At 41.8% G+C, this 16,893-nt stretch carries 22 protein-coding genes; 18 read left to right on the top strand and 4 right to left on the bottom strand.

The features are described from left to right. Nucleotides 1–163 precede the first annotated feature (163 nt). A complete protein-coding gene (locus tag C6W21_RS02730; RefSeq protein ID WP_106049225.1) occupies nucleotides 164–529 on the bottom strand; it encodes a YugN family protein in 366 nt (121 codons plus the stop codon). Between the two features lie 161 nt (nucleotides 530–690). Here C6W21_RS02730 and C6W21_RS02735 point away from each other — a divergent pair, with 161 nt between their 5' ends. From C6W21_RS02735 to coaD, 9 genes are all read left to right on the top strand, one after another. Then, nucleotides 691–1,113: a CBS domain-containing protein gene (locus tag C6W21_RS02735; protein WP_223249549.1), complete on the top strand. Its 423-nt coding sequence runs from the start codon at nucleotides 691–693 to the stop codon at nucleotides 1,111–1,113. 122 nt (nucleotides 1,114–1,235) lie between these two features. Then, entirely contained in the window at nucleotides 1,236–2,279 is a 1,044-nt protein-coding gene (locus C6W21_RS02740; RefSeq protein WP_106049227.1) for a CAP domain-containing protein, read from the top strand. Nucleotides 2,280–2,387: 108 nt separating this feature from the next. Next, complete coding sequence (locus C6W21_RS02745; RefSeq protein WP_106049228.1) at nucleotides 2,388–2,801, top strand: YlbD family protein; 414 nt, start codon at nucleotides 2,388–2,390, stop codon at nucleotides 2,799–2,801. A gap of 19 nt (nucleotides 2,802–2,820) precedes the next feature. After that, on the top strand, nucleotides 2,821–3,069 hold the full coding sequence (locus C6W21_RS02750; RefSeq protein WP_034318044.1) for a YlbE-like family protein: 249 nt from the start codon (nucleotides 2,821–2,823) through the stop codon (nucleotides 3,067–3,069). Nucleotides 3,070–3,141: 72 nt separating this feature from the next. Next, nucleotides 3,142–3,549 carry a hypothetical protein gene (locus C6W21_RS02755; protein WP_106049229.1) on the top strand — a complete coding sequence of 136 codons (408 nt, stop codon included), beginning with the start codon at nucleotides 3,142–3,144 and terminating at the stop codon, nucleotides 3,547–3,549. A gap of 57 nt (nucleotides 3,550–3,606) precedes the next feature. Further along, nucleotides 3,607–4,056, top strand: coding sequence for a regulatory iron-sulfur-containing complex subunit RicF (ricF, locus tag C6W21_RS02760; protein WP_007499807.1), 450 nt, complete (start codon nucleotides 3,607–3,609; stop codon nucleotides 4,054–4,056). A gap of 66 nt (nucleotides 4,057–4,122) precedes the next feature. Next, entirely contained in the window at nucleotides 4,123–4,395 is a 273-nt protein-coding gene (locus C6W21_RS02765) for a YlbG family protein (protein WP_003212137.1), read from the top strand. Nucleotides 4,396–4,698: 303 nt separating this feature from the next. Continuing rightward, on the top strand, nucleotides 4,699–5,256 hold the full coding sequence (rsmD, locus tag C6W21_RS02770) for a 16S rRNA (guanine(966)-N(2))-methyltransferase RsmD (RefSeq protein ID WP_106055896.1): 558 nt from the start codon (nucleotides 4,699–4,701) through the stop codon (nucleotides 5,254–5,256). Between the two features lie 3 nt (nucleotides 5,257–5,259). Further along, complete coding sequence (gene coaD / locus C6W21_RS02775; protein WP_106049231.1) at nucleotides 5,260–5,742, top strand: pantetheine-phosphate adenylyltransferase; 483 nt, start codon at nucleotides 5,260–5,262, stop codon at nucleotides 5,740–5,742. A gap of 13 nt (nucleotides 5,743–5,755) precedes the next feature. Here the strand turns inward: coaD and ylbJ are convergent, their stop codons facing one another. Further along, the gene (gene ylbJ, locus C6W21_RS02780) at nucleotides 5,756–6,964 is read right to left on the bottom strand and encodes a sporulation integral membrane protein YlbJ (protein ID WP_106055897.1); all 1,209 of its coding nucleotides are present in this window, start codon (nucleotides 6,962–6,964) and stop codon (nucleotides 5,756–5,758) included. A 160-nt stretch (nucleotides 6,965–7,124) separates the two neighbouring features. On the opposite strand from ylbJ, the gene C6W21_RS02785 reads away from it, so the two are divergent. Both C6W21_RS02785 and C6W21_RS02790 read left to right on the top strand, forming a co-directional pair. Then, entirely contained in the window at nucleotides 7,125–7,904 is a 780-nt protein-coding gene (locus C6W21_RS02785; protein WP_106049233.1) for a patatin-like phospholipase family protein, read from the top strand. A 4-nt stretch (nucleotides 7,905–7,908) separates the two neighbouring features. After that, the gene (locus C6W21_RS02790) at nucleotides 7,909–8,937 is read left to right on the top strand and encodes a SepM family pheromone-processing serine protease (RefSeq protein WP_106049234.1); all 1,029 of its coding nucleotides are present in this window, start codon (nucleotides 7,909–7,911) and stop codon (nucleotides 8,935–8,937) included. A gap of 199 nt (nucleotides 8,938–9,136) precedes the next feature. On the opposite strand, the gene C6W21_RS02800 is transcribed toward C6W21_RS02790, so the two are convergent. Then, complete coding sequence (locus C6W21_RS02800) at nucleotides 9,137–10,381, bottom strand: nucleotidyltransferase (RefSeq protein ID WP_189318136.1); 1,245 nt, start codon at nucleotides 10,379–10,381, stop codon at nucleotides 9,137–9,139. A gap of 206 nt (nucleotides 10,382–10,587) precedes the next feature. On the opposite strand from C6W21_RS02800, the gene C6W21_RS02805 reads away from it, so the two are divergent. From C6W21_RS02805 to gerR, 3 genes are all read left to right on the top strand, one after another. Next, nucleotides 10,588–11,106, top strand: a complete 519-nt coding sequence (locus tag C6W21_RS02805; RefSeq protein ID WP_019743276.1) for a YceD family protein — start codon at nucleotides 10,588–10,590, stop codon at nucleotides 11,104–11,106. Between the two features lie 21 nt (nucleotides 11,107–11,127). Continuing rightward, entirely contained in the window at nucleotides 11,128–11,301 is a 174-nt protein-coding gene (gene rpmF / locus C6W21_RS02810; protein WP_008354700.1) for a 50S ribosomal protein L32, read from the top strand. 138 nt (nucleotides 11,302–11,439) lie between these two features. Continuing rightward, on the top strand, nucleotides 11,440–11,979 hold the full coding sequence (gene gerR / locus C6W21_RS02815; RefSeq protein WP_106049236.1) for a sporulation-specific transcriptional regulator GerR: 540 nt from the start codon (nucleotides 11,440–11,442) through the stop codon (nucleotides 11,977–11,979). Nucleotides 11,980–12,025: 46 nt separating this feature from the next. On the opposite strand, the gene C6W21_RS02820 is transcribed toward gerR, so the two are convergent. Continuing rightward, complete coding sequence (locus C6W21_RS02820) at nucleotides 12,026–12,505, bottom strand: N-acetyltransferase (protein ID WP_003211702.1); 480 nt, start codon at nucleotides 12,503–12,505, stop codon at nucleotides 12,026–12,028. Nucleotides 12,506–12,714: 209 nt separating this feature from the next. Between C6W21_RS02820 and C6W21_RS02825 the strand changes: the two genes are divergently transcribed. The 4 genes from C6W21_RS02825 (at nucleotide 12,715) to rsmH (ending at nucleotide 16,858) form a co-directional block, all read left to right on the top strand. After that, nucleotides 12,715–13,614, top strand: a complete 900-nt coding sequence (locus tag C6W21_RS02825) for a 2-dehydropantoate 2-reductase (protein ID WP_106055898.1) — start codon at nucleotides 12,715–12,717, stop codon at nucleotides 13,612–13,614. Nucleotides 13,615–13,679: 65 nt separating this feature from the next. Continuing rightward, nucleotides 13,680–15,299: a bacillithiol biosynthesis cysteine-adding enzyme BshC gene (gene bshC, locus C6W21_RS02830; RefSeq protein ID WP_106055899.1), complete on the top strand. Its 1,620-nt coding sequence runs from the start codon at nucleotides 13,680–13,682 to the stop codon at nucleotides 15,297–15,299. 128 nt (nucleotides 15,300–15,427) lie between these two features. Continuing rightward, nucleotides 15,428–15,859, top strand: coding sequence for a division/cell wall cluster transcriptional repressor MraZ (mraZ, locus tag C6W21_RS02835; RefSeq protein WP_106049239.1), 432 nt, complete (start codon nucleotides 15,428–15,430; stop codon nucleotides 15,857–15,859). 66 nt (nucleotides 15,860–15,925) lie between these two features. Next, a complete protein-coding gene (rsmH, locus tag C6W21_RS02840; RefSeq protein WP_106049240.1) occupies nucleotides 15,926–16,858 on the top strand; it encodes a 16S rRNA (cytosine(1402)-N(4))-methyltransferase RsmH in 933 nt (310 codons plus the stop codon). The last annotated feature ends 35 nt before the right edge of the window (nucleotides 16,859–16,893 follow it).

The raw sequence follows: 16,893 nt of genomic DNA on the forward strand, positions 1-16,893 counted from the left end.
TGCTTTGTCTTCTTTTCAGCGTGATAGAAAACCTTTGCACTCTAGGAAGGACGAGCACCGAAGCGGAGCGAATTTAATATTCGTGAGCATCGGCGCACAGGACTGACACCGAATGCGAGGGTTTGTCTACACGCTGAGCACAGCCGTATGGCTGTGCTTTCGTTTATGCTTCAGCAGTCATTGCTTCTAGTTTTTCTTTCAGCTGTTCAAGCGTTTTCTTGCTTGATTGGATGAGAGACTTAGGGAAATCTTCGCCTTCACCGTATTCAACACCGTGCGGATAATAATGTTTTCCGAGTAAAGGTGTTAGAAGCTGTATGTGTGCTTTTTTGGAACCAACATCTCCTTCGGTGGCGTAGCCGGAAATCCGTAAATAAAAGGTTCCCTCGACCATGTTATACTTTCTGTCGTACGTCACACGCTCATAATCCCATTGATCGGCTCGTACAAATCCTTCACTTTCCATGATGAAATCTAATTTATTTAAATCAGCTGCTACCTTTTCAATCCCCATACCTTCAAATTTCACCCAAAACCCCTCCTTATAAAAATTCCCTTTACTGACAATCATAGTATGAAAGCGTTAAACTTTCAACTGTGAAAGGTATGTTCTTTTATAACCTGGTTACAGTAATAAAGAAAATTACGGATGGAGGAATCAATGTGAAAACGAAAAAAATCAAAGATATTATGACAAAAAAAGTAGTGACATGCCAGCAAGACGACAATACGTATGTAGCGGCAGTCAAAATGAGAGACGCGGACATTGGGGCCATTCCGGTGGTTAACGGAGATCAGCTCGTTGGCATAGTGACAGACCGTGACCTTGTACTCAGAGGCATAGCAGAAAAAAAGCCAAACTCACAGGAAGTGGGTTCGCTGATGACGAAAGAAGTACTGACAGCAGAAGAAGATGCAACGCTTGAAGAAATTGTCCGGCTGATGTCAGAGCACCAGCTCCGCCGCATTCCTGTTGTAAAAAATGGCGCATTAACAGGGATTGTCGCTCTTGGAGATTTATCCGTCGAAGATTTATCAAATGATCGCGCGGGTGATGCACTCACAGAAATCTCTCAACAGGATCAAGATCACGGGCAAGGATTTCTTCATTAAGTGGGGCATATTTTAAATTCGTGTTAAATAGGCTGTATTGTCGTTGATAAATAGAGCAAGTTTTGTTTAAATGACAGTAGAAGGTACTTTTTGTACCTTGCCAATTTAACGGAGGTGTTTATTTGAAAACTGTGCTTAAAACACTCCTCATCCTCCTGATTATATCTGGAACGTACGTTCTGTTTATTCAATATGGATCTTCACCAGAAAAAGAAAACAGCAATGAACCGAAGGTGTCTAATGAACAAACATCTAGCGATAAGCCGATCAACATCCCGAAAAAGGGGCTCATGTCCTTTATGGGGAAATCTTCAAACGAAGTGCTTAAACAGCTGGGTGAACCAGATCGCATTGATCCTTCCGCATATGATTATGACTGGTGGATATACAACCAATCGAAGAAGCACTATATTCAAGTAGGGGTAAAGGATAGTAAAGTGGTGACCCTGTTTGCAACAGGAGACGGGCTCAATGTCGAACCGTTTAAAATCGGTCAAGCCACAAGTGAGGTATTTAAAAAAACACAAATTGCACCTTACATTCATGTAGAGGATGAACAAAATTCATACCGCTTTGAATTCTCAGAAGATGATATGAATACAAGACCCACCGTGAAAGTGGGCGATGATGTGTATGTTCAGCTTTACATGGATAAGTTTGAAAGCACCCTTTCAAGTATCAGGGCGTTTAACGCAGATACATTTGTGAAGCAAAAGCCGTATGAAGTAGTCTATCGTGGTCAATTGATAGAACCAGAGGCAATATCGGGTGAAAAATGGAAAGACATCGAAGCTTCCAGTCAAAAACAAATTTTTGATATGACCAATATTATCCGTCATAAGTACAAACTGCCGACCTTAAAGTGGGATGATGAAACCTCTGAAGTGGCATTCATGCATAGTGAGGATATGAGAGAGAATCGTTATTTCTCCCATGATTCTAAAAAATACGGTACACTGAAAGACCGGTTAGAAAGAGGAGAGGTGGCATTTCAGCTCGCAGGTGAAAACATTGCCTATAACTATGTAGATGGACCTGCAGCGGTAGAGGGCTGGCTCAATAGTGAAGGTCACAGGAAGGCGTTATTAAATAAAGATTACACACATCTTGGCGTAGGTGTGAAAGAAAAATACTACACCCAAAACTTCATCAAGAAAACATCTTAACTGAAAGCAGCTGCACAATCGCAGCTGCTTTTTTAATTGAAAAAGAGGCTCACCAAAATCGCTATTGGTGTATATAGTATAGTAGGCATTTGTATGGGGGGTGAGGATATGACAAACAAACAAAAACAAACATCCATTGATGAATTTAAACAATTCGTCAGACGCCATCCGAAGTTAATTCAAGAAGTGCAAACGCAAGAAAAAAGCTGGCAAAGTGTATACGAAAATTGGGTCATGTTTGGTGAGGAAGATGAGATGTGGTCTCCTTACCGGAAAACGCAATCTGAAGACGGTAAAGAAGAAAAAGCCTCTAAGCCAAGTGAATCGGGAAAAGCAGATTTTATGTCTAAAATGGTTTCTGCTGTGAAAAAAATGGACGCTGATCAAATGAATGAACAAATCAACAAAATGAGCCAGTCTATTTCCTCTTTACAAAGCTTACTCGGACAATTTTCATCAAATGGCTCAAAAAAAGGTTCATCTGGAGGCAGTCAGCACCCATTCTCCTTCAGGAAAGATTAATTGAAAGGGGATGCTTTTGGTGCGGAAAGAAGTACAGGAGTTTGTCATGGCCGAAGAGGATCGAATCAAATTCATCAGACAGCGTCCTCTCTGGTACAGACAGCTGACTCGACATCCTGAAAAGCTATCGTCCTTTGAATTAGATAAAATGAATTTTTACGAAAAAACCATTCCTCATCGTGTGAGTCAGTTGAGCAACAGTGTCCAAATGGCTGAAATGATGATACAAATGTTCCAAGCAATGCGCAATCAAAATGGAGCCGGGTGAGGCTTTTTTGAGTTGATTAAGATGTCTATTTCCTGAGCATCCTATAAAAGTAGATGAAAGGAGAATCAGATGATGAAATGGATGCTGTCAATATGCGCATTGCTCTTTCTTGTCACCGGGTGCCAAAGTCAACATGAAGAGAAGCAAGTCATGAAGCAAGATCCAGCTGTACCAGTGATGCAGCAAGCCGAAAGCGAAATGAAGCAGCAAGGCTTTTTAAAATACAAAGTGCAGGGGTCTTCTGTTTATATAGAAAGTACACTTCAAGATTTTCATCTTGAGCCTTCGCGTCTAAAAAAGAATGAGAAGACGGGATATTTTACAGTGTATGTAGACGGGAAACGTGCAGGCAATGAGTATACTGCTGCATTTGTGGTCAAGCATCTTTCAAAAGGAAAGCATAAAATGACCGTTGTGCTCAATTCCCGTCATCCAGAATATAAGCAGAAAAGAGAAACATGGGATGTATTTGTCACGTAAAAGCATTTTCTGATCCATAGGTTTCGTGGTAAACTATGAATTGGAGGTGCAACATTTATGTATGCGACAATCGAATCTGTGGAGCTCCAAGAGGAAGCGAATCAATTGGCTGCCATGATTCTTCAGTCGGAGGAGGCTGAACATTACCGCAACTGCTTTAAGCGTCTCCAGCAAGACGAAGAAGCCCAACAAATTATTGCCCATTTTACAAAAGTAAAAGAGCAATATGAGGATGTGCAGCGGTTCGGCAAATACCATCCGGACTATAGAACGATCTCAAAGGAAATGCGTGAGGTCAAAAGAAAGTTAGATCTTCACGATACAGTGGTTGATTTCAAAAAAGCAGAAACAGCGATTCAATCCATCTTAGATGAGATTAGTATTGAAATCGGTCAAGCTGTATCAGCATATATCAAAGTTCCAACAGGGAACCCATATTTTGATGGTCTATCATCATGCGGCGGTGGCTGTGGATCTGGTGGCAGCTGTGGCTGTAAAGTATCTTGACGAGACTTGAATGTCTCGTCTTTTACATAATGACTGAAAAGAATTGAAAAAGCGGCAGGTGAAAAGATGGAAACCAAACGTCAAGGGATGGTCGTTTGGCTGCATTCGTTAAAGCAGTCAAAGGCGCTAAGAAAATTTGGAAATGTTCACTATATTTCAAGGAAAATGAAATATGCAGTGATCTATTGTGATATGAATGATCTCGAGCGCCATATGGCTAAGCTCAGCTCATTGCCATTTGTGAAGCGTGTTGAGCCTTCATATAAACCTTTTATTAAATTAGAGTACGAATCCAAATTGGACAAAGCAAAAGAGTATGATTATAAGGTGGGCTTTTAAAGACACAAAAAAACCCCCGCGGCATCACCCGCGGGGTCCTTCTATTCTTAATGATTCATTAAGGAGAAGGCAAAGGGAGAGGAGAAACCGGAGGAAGAACTTATGGGGAAACGTAAGTCTTCTCCGCGGTTGGCAACAGCACCACATCAGATGCTGTTATAAGTAGTATGACCCCGTTTTCCTTGATCTATACATAGAAAATGAATGAAAGTCCGCGCATTGTTCCCTGCGGAGTGTTGTGGTAAGATAATGTTGGATTTTTTGTCATAAACAATAGAAGCAAGCAGAAAAAGTGGTGGAAAAATGAGAGTCATCTCTGGAACGAGAAAAGGCCGCACACTTAAAGCGGTACCAGGTCAATCAACAAGACCGACAACAGATAAAGTAAAAGAATCGATATTTAATATGATCGGTCCGTATTTTGATGGCGGATGGGCCCTTGATTTATTTGCGGGAAGCGGTGGTTTAGGAATTGAAGCGCTTTCCAGAGGTTTCGGTCATTGCATATTCGTTGATCGAGATATGAAGGCGATTCAAACGATAAAAGGAAACCTCAATCAATTGGCGCTGATGGATCAAAGTGAAGTGTTTCGAAATGAGGCAAAGCGTGCACTCGCAGCCGTTGTAAAACGAGAGGAATCCTTTCAAGCAATCTTTCTTGATCCGCCTTATAAAGATCAACAGCTGAAAGCACTTCTTGAAATGATTGACGAGCATGCCTTATTAACAGATGACGGCGTGATCGTGTGTGAGCATGATAAGGACGTCACACTGCCAGAGGAAGCTGGACAGCTTTACATTTCAAGACAGGGACTGTACGGGTTGACTGGTATTACGATCTATAGAAAGCGGGGAAATTAAAGCATGGGAAACATAGCCGTTTGTCCGGGTAGCTTCGATCCAGTCACATTGGGCCATTTGGATATCATCAAAAGAGGTGCAAAAATCTTTGATGAAGTGTATGTATGTGTACTAAATAACTCATCCAAACAACCGTTATTTACCGTTGAAGAACGGTGTGAGCTCATTCGCCAGGCGACGAAGGATCTGCCAAATATCAAAGTTGAATCCTTTCACGGTCTGCTTATAGATTATGCGAAACAAAAAGAAGCCAAAGTTATTTTACGCGGATTAAGAGCTGTGACGGACTTTGAATATGAAATGCAAGGCACATCAATGAATAAAGTGTTAAACGATGAAATTGAAACGTTTTTCATGATGACCAATAATCAATATTCCTTCTTAAGCTCAAGTATTGTCAAAGAAGTAGCGAAATATCATGGATCAGTCAAAGGTCTTGTCCCAAAAGAGGTAGAAGCAGCGCTGAAGGAAAAATTTAAAGGATGAGTGCACCGTGCACTCATCCTTTTTTTAATTTCTGATAGTATAGCGCGATATACAAGATCAAGCTGCATAGCGTGATCAAAGGGCCAGCTGTCACAAGCTGATTCCAAAGCACGCTGCTGTACATGACAACCTGCTGGCTTGCTTCAAAGGCACCTGCTGGGAGAGCCATGTCAGATCGAGAGACATAAAGAGGCTTGAATAATAAAAAGGCAAAAACAGCTGCATAAACCCCGTGGAGCAAACGAGCGAAGAAAAACGGTTTAAAGCGTATATCTGTTGCCGCCAAAATGCCGGCGACCTGAGCTTGAACAGACAACCCGCTGAATCCTAAAATAAAGCTGACGACAATCGTTTTAGCGAGAAGGCTGACTTCCTGTGACCCTGTCAGCTGGCTGCCTAATGTGATTTCGAATAAACCGGCAATCATCGCAAGGTCTAATTCTGGCGGAAGATGCATCGTTTGCAGCATAGATCCGATCCCTATGGATAATAGATCTGTCACATGAACAACTGACAGCATTTTGCTAAACACAGAAAATAAGATAATAAAGCCGCCAATCATAAAAAGTGTTTGGACTGATGACATCACCGCATCACTTAAAATTTGGCCGAGCGGTCTTTTCTCTGCGAGTCTTGCTGTATGAAGTGCGTTGAATGCCTCTTTAAACGGTGGGAATAAAAATCGCTTGTGTCTTCTCAGATGTGCATCATGCCGCGCTTTATATCCCCGCATCGTCACACCAACAGCGAGATTCCCTAAATAATGTGCGCAGGCCAAAACAATCCCTAAAGCTGGATGATGAAAAAAACCAACAGCCACCGCACCGAAAATAAACAATGGATTCGATGAATTTGTAAAAGAAACGAGGCGCTCTGCTTCGATTCGCGTCAGCTGTCCTTCCTGCCTGAGTCTTGTGGTTAATTTCGCACCAGAAGGAAAGCCTGATGCCATTCCCATCGCTAGGACAAATCCGCCTACACCAGGCACTCGAAAGATGGGGCGCATAAACGGCTCTAATAATACCCCGACAAATCTGACAATCCCGAAACTAATTAATAGCTCGGACAAAATAAAAAAAGGTAGCAATGATGGAAATACAACCTCCCACCACATTGCAAGTCCATTTTTAGACGCTTGCAAAGAGGCTTGTGGATGTGAAATCACAGTGGCTGTTAAAAAGATAAAAAAAGCAGCGATGAACAGAGTGTTCCATTTTTTCATGGAGATTTCGCCCCTTGCCGTTATGATCTATTGGCGAGCTCGTGATCAAAAAAAAGAAAGACACTAGCCGAGCCTGTCTTCTATTACTATACGAGCAGAAGGGGCATGTTTAGACCAATAGATTCGTATATATGCATAGAAAAGAGGAGGGTGGATTTTCATGAGGCGACCAGTCATCGGGCTTGCGTTAGGCTCCGGGGGTGCGAGGGGAATGGCGCATATCGGAGTTTTATCTAGTCTTGAGAAACAAGGAATTCAGGTAGATATGATCGCTGGCAGCAGTATTGGCGCACTTGTTGGGAGCTTTTATGCGGCAGGACAAGACGTAGAAAAAATGAAAAAACTTGCACTTGTCTTCAGAAGAAAGTATTATGCTGACTATACACTGCCAAAAATCGGTCTTTTAAAAGGGAATCGAATTTTGCAGCTGATTCACACGTTTACATATGGGAAGAAATTCGAAGAATTAAGAATGCCCCTTGCGGTGGTTGCTTGTGATCTCGAGACAGGGGAGAAGGTCGTGTTTAAAAAAGGGTCTGTTTCACAAGCAGTCAGAGCAAGCATCAGCATTCCGGGTGTGTTTGTTCCTCATGAAATGGGCGGCAGACAGCTAGTGGATGGAGCGGTTGTTGACCGCATTCCAGTGTCTGTTTTAAAAGAAATGGGCGCAGACCTCATTATCGCCTCTGATGTATCAAGGGTGAAAAAAACAGAAAAGGCGACGAGGTTATCGGATGTGATTATGCAAAGTTTGGACATCCTTCAAAATGAACTGGTCCGTCATCAAACCATTCACGCTGATGTCATGATCCGGCCGAGGCTTGAAACATTTAGCTCGAGTGCATTTACACAGGTGCAGGAGATGATTGAAGCAGGTGAGCTCGCCGCAGATCAACTAACAGGTAAACTGAAAGATGTCATTGATAAATGGGAGTGTTAATCGAATGAAAAAATTAAATATTCGCTGGCTCAGCTTTTTTGTCGTTATCCTTGTACTATTTGGCTTAACCTTTGTCAAACTGCCATATTACGTGACAAAGCCGGGTGATGCAACCGAGATTGCTCCCCACATTCAAGTAGACGGCGGATATGGCGAGAAGGGCAGCTTCTCTCTTATGACGATAAAAGTAGGTCCAGCCAATCCGTATACGTATTTGCTTGCGAAAATGAATAAATATGACGAGATCGTCCCGGAAGAAAATATTAAAGCGGACGGGGAGTCGGATGAAGATTATATGAAAAGGCAGCTTCAGCTGATGAAAAGCTCTCAAGAAAATGCCATGATTGCAGCGTATACAAAAGCAGGAAAAAAAGTAAATTATACGTTTAACGGTGTATATGCAAGCTACGTGATGAAAGGAATGCCTGCTTACGGAAAAATTGAAGTGGGTGACCGAATCAAAAGCGTTGATGGCAAGACCTATGAGTCTGCTGATAAAATGGTTTCGTATATCAGCAGTCAAAAAGCAGGTACATCTGTCCGTTTTGGCCTTGAACGAAATGGCAAAGACATGACGGAGAAAGTGACGTTAAAACCATTTAAAGAAGAGCCGAATCGAGTTGGAATTGGCGTATCATTATTTACAGACCGAAATGTGAAAGTCTCGCCTTCCATTAAGGTGGATATTGAAAATATCGGCGGCCCATCAGCAGGTCTTATGATGTCACTTGAGATTTATAACCAGCTGACAAAAGAAGACGAAACACATGGTTATGCGATTGCGGGAACGGGAACGATTGACGCGGATGGAACGGTTGGTCCAATTGGCGGAATCGATCAAAAGGTCGTGGCGGCAGATAAAGCCGGAAAAGATATATTCTTTGCACCAAACGATAAAGGTGATCCAAATTCAGACTACCGAAATGCTGTCAAAACAGCGAAAGATATTAAAAGTGATATGAAAATTGTGCCTGTAGATACAATACAAGATGCCCTGAACTATTTAAACAAATTAAAAGAGAAAGCATCTTAATCAAAGAAGAGCAGCCTTCATCAAGGCTGCTCTCAGCATGTAGACAAACCCTCGCATTCGCCCGCAGTCCTGCGCGCTGGTGCTCACGAATGTCAAATTCGCTCTGCGCCAGTACTCGTCCTTCCTAGACTTCAAAGGTTTTCTATCACGCTGAAAAGAAGACAAAGAGCTAAAATGAAAACCATTTTAGCTCTTTTTGCTAAGACTGGAAGAGACCAGTCTCTTCATCATATCGGATCGGTGAGGTTTTAAACTCCGCTTCCGTTAAGTCCGTTTGCATTGGCTCACTAACGGGCAGGCTGAAGACGCGGGACGCGCGAATATCAAGGTCAAGTGCGGGATGTGAAAAGGCAGACAGCCTGCTGACGAGCGGCACGTTCAATTCTTTTTTCACGAGGGATAAGTATTGCTGCCCTTTCTTTGACATACCAAGTAAACGAATGTAAGGCGCTTTTTTCTCTTTCAGCAGCTCATGCATGGCACTCTTTTTCACCCTCATTAAGAGATGTGTATTCATCCGCTGCAGCCTCGTCCACGTATATCGTTTTGTTTTCACAAGAGATAGATATTCCTCGTAGGAGGACGCATGTGTAATCGCCTTTTGCATGCGGTGTTCGATGCCTTCTTCGATTTCATAGATGCCTTCTAATTCTGCCGTATCCATTGTGTGAAAGACTTGTTTTAAGAAGCTAAAGTAGGCTTCTTGTGTATGTAAAAGACCATAAGAAGAATGATAGTCATGTAATTGCTTGAGCGTAGCTTCTGGGAGATAAGGGGCGACTGTTTCAAATGTACCGTGATCTTTTAAGGCTTTTCGTATACTTGTTGCGCTTGCGATTTTCTGATTTTTAGGAAGGTCTTCATCATGATAACCAGATGAAATCCTTTGAGAGGTAAAGGGCTGCATATGAGGGGATCTCTCCAAGATGGCTTTGACATAATGGAAACCTAAAATGTTATTGGGCCTAGACAAATCCAGTAACTGTTTAGGATCAATCACCTCATGAAACGCAGCTGCAGCAGCTGCTGGATAACTAAGGCCTTCTTTCACCTTTTCTTTTGTGAAAAGGTCAATGTCTTCTTTTTTCTCATGCCAAGCATGAGCCGTTCGCTCAAATGCTTTGATGTCACCATCCTCGCTGCCGAAAAAAAGGGAGCGGCATTTTAAAGCATCTAGAATCGCCACAGCACCATTTGCAAAGGTTTCTGCCTTTTGCACTGCGTATATGTATGGAAGCTCACACACAATGTCTACACCGTTTTGCAGTGCCATTTTTGTCCGTGCCCATTTTGAGACGATGGCAGGCTCACCGCGCTGGAGGAAGGAACCGCTCATGACGGCAATGGCAACATCTGAGGAGGTATGTGTTTTCGCCTGACGAACATGATAGGCATGTCCATAATGAAATGGATTATACTCGACAACGACTCCTGTTGCTTTCAATAGATGTTCCGCCTTTCTTGCTATGGTTAAATGGTCTATGCTACAGTAGCATAAGGGAAAAATGAAGCCCATTTTTTTCAGTGTAGGCATTCCGAGAACTGATGTCAAACAACCCTCTGGCATCACAAAGGACTGTAAAGAAAAAATATTGACAAATAACATGATGAAAGCTATAATCATGTTTGTTGCTCTTAGAGGTGATACAATTGAAATGGACAGTTTATCAGTTACATCAAAAAGCTAAAAACAGCTTCGATTTTCATGAGACGGTTGACTTAAATGAACTTACTAGCCTTCATTCAGATATACGTCGTATTTCACCAGTAGAGGTGAAAGGGACTGGAGTGATCGAATCAAAGCAAGTCGCATTTGATTTAACCATCACAGGTGAAATGACATTGCCTTGTTCAAGAACGCTTGTTGATGTAAATTATCCATTTGCGATTTCAACGAAAGAACTATTTGTACTTCATAAGACAGACGATATAGAAGATGAAGACGTTTCTGTTGTAGAAGACGACATCATCGACTTAACGCCTATAGTCAAGGAAGAAATTCTTCTTGAAGTGCCGATGCAAATCTTTTGCGACCAAACGGACGTAAAAGGTGCTGCACCACAAGAAGGAAATGACTGGGCGGTCATTTCGGAAGATGCACATCAAAACCGAATTGATCCGCGTCTGGAAGGCTTGAAGAAGCTCTTAGAAGAAAATAATGAATCTTAACTCTTTAAGGAGGTGGGAATAATGGCTGTACCTTTTAGAAGAACTTCTAAAATGAAAAAAAGATTGCGTCGTACGCATTTCAAACTACAAGTACCTGGTATGGTAGCTTGCCCAGAATGCGGTGAAATGAAAATTTCTCATCGTGTCTGCAAATCTTGCGGAACATACAAAGGCAAAGACGTAAAAAGCAACTAATGCTTGATAAAAAAACGTGAGGGAATCTTCCCTTGCGTTTTTTTATTTGTCTATTTTTTAGGTTTCTCTCCTGCAAATAGTCTATCTACTCTAGTAGGCGCATATGATGTGGTATTCAGATTCAGGGGGGATGATCAATTGACGATTACAAGGCAGGACGCATGGACACAAGATGAAGATTTACTTTTAGCAGAAGTCGTCTTAAGGCACATTCGAGATGGAGGAACGCAGCTTTCCGCATTTGAGGAAGTCGGGAAAGCATTGTCAAGAACAGCTGCAGCATGTGGTTTCAGGTGGAACTCATATGTCAGAAAACAATATCAGGCAGGCATAGAGCTGGCGAAAAAACAGCGGAAAGAACTGCGTAAAAAAATCGGTATCCATTCCTCTGGTTTACCACAGCATGCGTTAACCATAGAAGAGAAGACATCTTCAAATCAGGCTGAATTGACCCTTCGAGAAGTGATTCAGTTTTTAGAGCAGCTTGAAAAAGAACCAGATGGACCTGCTTATTTACGTGAGGAACTGGCAGATGCGCAGCATCAATTGAAGTCACTTACAGAAGAAAATGAACACTTAAAGCGGCAATTAAAAATGACAGAAGAAGATTACCGGGCACTTATAGGTATTGTTGAAAGAGTCAAACAGAATATCAGCTTAAAAGAATATGCTAAATAAAGAGACGCCCCTCACAGAGAAAGGAGGGGCGTTTTGTTATCAGCCTTTAAGCGGATTCACCTGTATTTTTTTGAATATGTGCGGGCTCCCAGATGAGTGGATTTTCACCCTTGTCGCGCTCCATATCATATTTTACTGCTTCAAAGCCCATTTTATCCCAAAAACCGGCTGATTTGACGCGCGGATTGGTCCGAATTGGCAATCCAAACGATTTGGCGAATTCAACCAGTGCTTCGCCGTACCCTTTGCGCTGATACCCAGGAAGCACCTCCAGCTTCCACAGCTCTAAATAATCATGATTGTGGTTAAAATACGTTGTCGTTGAGCCGTCCACTTGATAAAGACTCATACGTGCCACTAGCTTATCTCCAAAATAAATCCCGTAAAATGGAGAGTTGCTGTCATTTTCAATCATATTGCTTTCAAGGTCTTCAAGCATGGATAGCTCTTGTATGCCGTATTCCTTAAATTGTTTAAATTCCTCTAAAGTTTTGTAATTAATTAGAAGTCGTTTTACTTGTGCCATATGATCTTCCCCCTTACACACATAATGTCGACAGTGATGTCATTGAAGGCGTTTTCATCCCATCCGCCTCAAAAAGTTTTTACACTTATTATTATAGTTTTTAAATTAAAAAAATTCAATCATAGCACGCCATCTGCTTTTTGCATCACGACATGAACCTGTTAAAATAGTTGATATGATGAAGTAAATGAAAAAGGGAAGTGCGGCAGTTGAACATTGGAATCATTGGTGGCGGTGCGATTGGTCTGCTTTGTGCTAGTTATTTATCACAGCATCATGACATCACGGTCTTTACAAGAAGAAAAGAGCAGGCAGAAGAGATTCGAGCATTAGGCATTCAGCGAACAGTAAAAGGAGAAACATATCAGGCGGCTGTTCATGCGCAGACAGGAATAACAGGAGTATTTGATTTACTTATCGTGACGGTGAAATATCATCATTTGCAAGATGTGCTCGATGAATTATCGTTATTACCTCGTCAGCGTATCTTATTTTTACAGAACGGAATGGCTCACTTATTAGATTTGGAGAATTGGAAAACGGCACATTCATTATATATAGGTGTGGTAGAGCACGGGGCTATGAAGATGTCAGATCATGCAGTGAACCATACAGGTATCGGTGTCATCAAGTGGGGAGCATTTCAGCATGAAGAAGTATCTGATGTAAAAAATGCATTGAATGAGACATCATCTCATTTTCAGATGATCTATACGGATGAATGGCAAAAGGTGCTGAAGGAAAAACTGCTTGTCAATGTCTGTATTAACCCACTGACGGCTTTGCTGCATGTGAGAAACGGGGAATTGATCGCAAACCCCTCATATGAATATATGATGAAATGTGCATTTGAAGAAGCGGTATCCATCTTGGGCTTGTCTGAAAAGGAGCGGCTCTGGCCTTATGTTATCTCTATTTGTGAGAAAACGGCTGCTAATCAGTCGTCTATGCTTCAAGATATTGTGAAAGGCCGTCAAACCGAAAGAAAAGCCATTGTTGGCTATCTTTTAAAAAAGGCTCAATCTCAAGAGATTCTGGCGCCACATCTCACTTTCTTTTATCGAAGCTTGGAAGTATTGGAAAAAAAGCAAACAAAATCTTTTGAGTGAGCTCATTTACATGCTATACTTTTTTCGGGAAACTAACTATTTATTGAAGAAAGGAAGTTCTAAACATGCAATTGACTGAACTTTCCATCCGAAGTCAGAATTTATTCATACGTGATTATATAGAAGAAAAAAAAGAGATGATGACTTTTTTTGATTATGATATACATTCTGAGCACACATGGAAAAAGAGATACGACGATCTCATGGAAATGAGCTTCCCGCGCGAGGCTTTAGCGGATTATATGAGCGCATACCATGCAAAGTTTGAATCGGCAGCGATGCGTCAGAACATTGAAAAGATCCGTGATGAACGGAGTGTCATGGTGGTTGGAGGACAGCAGGCTGGTTTATTAACAGGACCGCTTTATACCATACATAAAATCATATCCATCATTCAGTTTGCAAAAGAAAAAGAAACAGAGCTTGGGGTCCCAGTGATTCCGGTCTTTTGGGTAGCCGGTGAGGATCATGACGTAGATGAAATTAATTTTGTGTACACGTCTGGCGAAAAAGGTCCAGTGAAACAAAAGCTGCCATTACATAACGTCAAAAAAGCGGCTGCGAAAAGAATCCCGCTTGATCAAGAAAAAACCGAGAAATGGCTCCGCGATGTGTTTTCAACGTATGAAGAATCTGCGTATACCAATGACTTGCTTGATCAGCTTCTTCGATGTTTACGCAAATCACAAACGTTTACTGATTTCTTTGAATGGATTGTATGCGACCTCTTTGAAGAAGATGGGCTGCTTTTATTTAATTCAGGCGACTTAGGTGTCAAACCACTTGAGCGTGCGTTATTCAAGCACATTGTCGAGACAAATGATGCAGTCACTACTCGCTTAAAAGACACGCAGGCTGCCATGAAGCGAGCAGGATATCAGCCGATCATTGAAGCTGGTGACAATCAGGCAAACCTATTTTACGAATATGATGAGGAACGTTTCCTGATTGAAAAAGAGAACGGCCGGTTTTCTATATCAGAAGTGGGGCTTACATGGACAAAGGAAGAGCTTCTGCATGAAGTCGAGGAGCACCCAGAACGATTTAGCAATAATGTGGTGACGCGTCCCTTGATGCAGGAAACCCTTCTCCCAACACTTGCTTTTATGGCAGGACACGGTGAGGTTAACTATTGGGGAGAACTGAAAGGAATCTTTGAGCATTTTAAATTGAAGATGGCGCCTGTTCTTCCAAGACTGCATGTGACCATTCTTGAAAGGCACATTAACAAGAAACTGCCGGTTAGAGAACTGTCGGTAGAAGAAGTGCTGACAAGCGGAGTAAAAGAAAAGAAAGAAACGCACTTTCAGCAAAGTCTTCCAGACAGCTTTGTTCAAGCGGTTCATCAGGCAAAACGTGAATTAGCGAATGCTCATGGCGTGATGAGACAAGAAGCACTGGAGATTGAACCAAACTTCGATCAGTTGCTAGATAAAAATGCCAAATTTATCGAAGACCAGCTTCAATTTGTTTATCAAAAGGTGGCGCAGCGAGTGGAAGAGAAGGAAGGATATATCCTTCGGGACTTTGAACGAATTGAAAATAGTTTAAAACCATTGGACGCCCCGCAGGAAAGAATTTGGAATATCATGTATTTTTTAAACAAATATGGACCAGAATTCTTCAAAACGTTCAAAAATCTGCCATTTTCATTTCAAAACAAGCAACAAATTGTCAAACTTTGAAATAAAGTTTTAATGAACCCTGACTAGTTCAGGGTTTTTTTTTATGTAGAAACAGTGTAGAATAAGTTTTGTGGAGAGAAGTGGTGGATAGTGGAGAGTAAGGGTGAGAAAGTGGGGCTCTGATTATCATGTTCATGGGTGAATACCAGCATACGATTGATACAAAAGGGCGCATGATCATCCCTGCTAAATTTAGAGACGGTCTCGGAGAACAGTTTGTGCTGACGAGAGGGCTTGATCAATGTTTATTTGGCTACCCTATGAGTGAGTGGAAACTAATCGAAGAGAAACTCAAAGCACTACCGCTAACGAAAAAAGATGCACGTGCGTTTACCCGGTTCTTCTTCTCTGGCGCAGTCGAATGCGATCTGGACAAGCAGGGGCGTATTAACATCGCATCAAACCTACTCCAATATGCAAAACTCGAAAAAGAATGTGTGGTCATCGGCGTTTCAAATCGAATTGAGTTGTGGAGTAAGTCGATATGGGAAAAATATACAGAAGAGCAAGAAGATTCTTTTGCTGAAATTGCTGAAAACATGATTGGATTTGATATATAATAATCCCTTGTGCAGCAAGCTTTCTACACATTCATTTCTATTTGAAAAAGGTGGGACCATAACATCATGTTTCAACATGAGACAGTATTATTAAAAGAAACAGTTGACGGTTTAAACGTAAAAGAAGACGGTACATATGTGGACTGCACGCTAGGCGGAGCAGGTCATAGCTCATATTTACTATCTCAATTAACAGAAAAAGGAACATTGATTGGATTTGACCAAGACGATGCTGCACTGGATCATGCAAGGGAGAAGCTCGCGGATTCTAAAGCGAACATTCTTTTCATAAAAAGCAACTTCCGATATTTAAAAGAACGTCTGAATGAACAAGGTATTACAAGCGTAGACGGTGTGATTTTTGACCTCGGGGTTTCATCTCCTCAGCTCGACACACCAGAGAGAGGCTTTAGTTATCACCATGATGCACCTCTTGACATGCGAATGGATCAATCAGCCTCATTGTCGGCAAAACAAGTGGTGAATGAATGGCCATTTGAAGATCTAGTTCGGATTTTCTACAAATATGGGGAAGAAAAATTCAGCAAGCAAATCGCACGCAAAATTGAAGAAGCAAGAAAAAAAGCGCCAATTGAAACAACGGGTGAGCTTGTCGACATTATCAAAGAAGGAATTCCGGCACCTGCAAGACGAACTGGCGGACATCCAGCGAAAAGAGTATTTCAAGCGATCCGAATTGCCGTAAATGATGAATTGAAAGTATTTGAAGAAGCACTAGAACAAGCAATAGAGTTACTCAATCCGAAGGGGAGAATTTCTGTCATTACATTCCATTCACTTGAAGACCGGATTTGTAAAAGTACATTTAGAGAAATGTCTTCTCTTCCAGAACTTCCGCACGGACTACCAGTGATTCCAGAAGGACTTGAACCAAAGCTGAAGCTGATCACGAGAAAACCGATCGTTGCATCAGAACAAGAGCTGGAACATAACAACCGTGCCCGTTCAGCAAAGCTCCGAATTGCAGAAAAAAAGTAAAACGACACCATAGATGATGATAAAAAGGAGGTTTC

The organism is Bacillus sp. NMCN1 (assembly GCF_002998085.1).
GTDB lineage: Bacteria > Bacillota > Bacilli > Bacillales > Bacillaceae > Bacillus.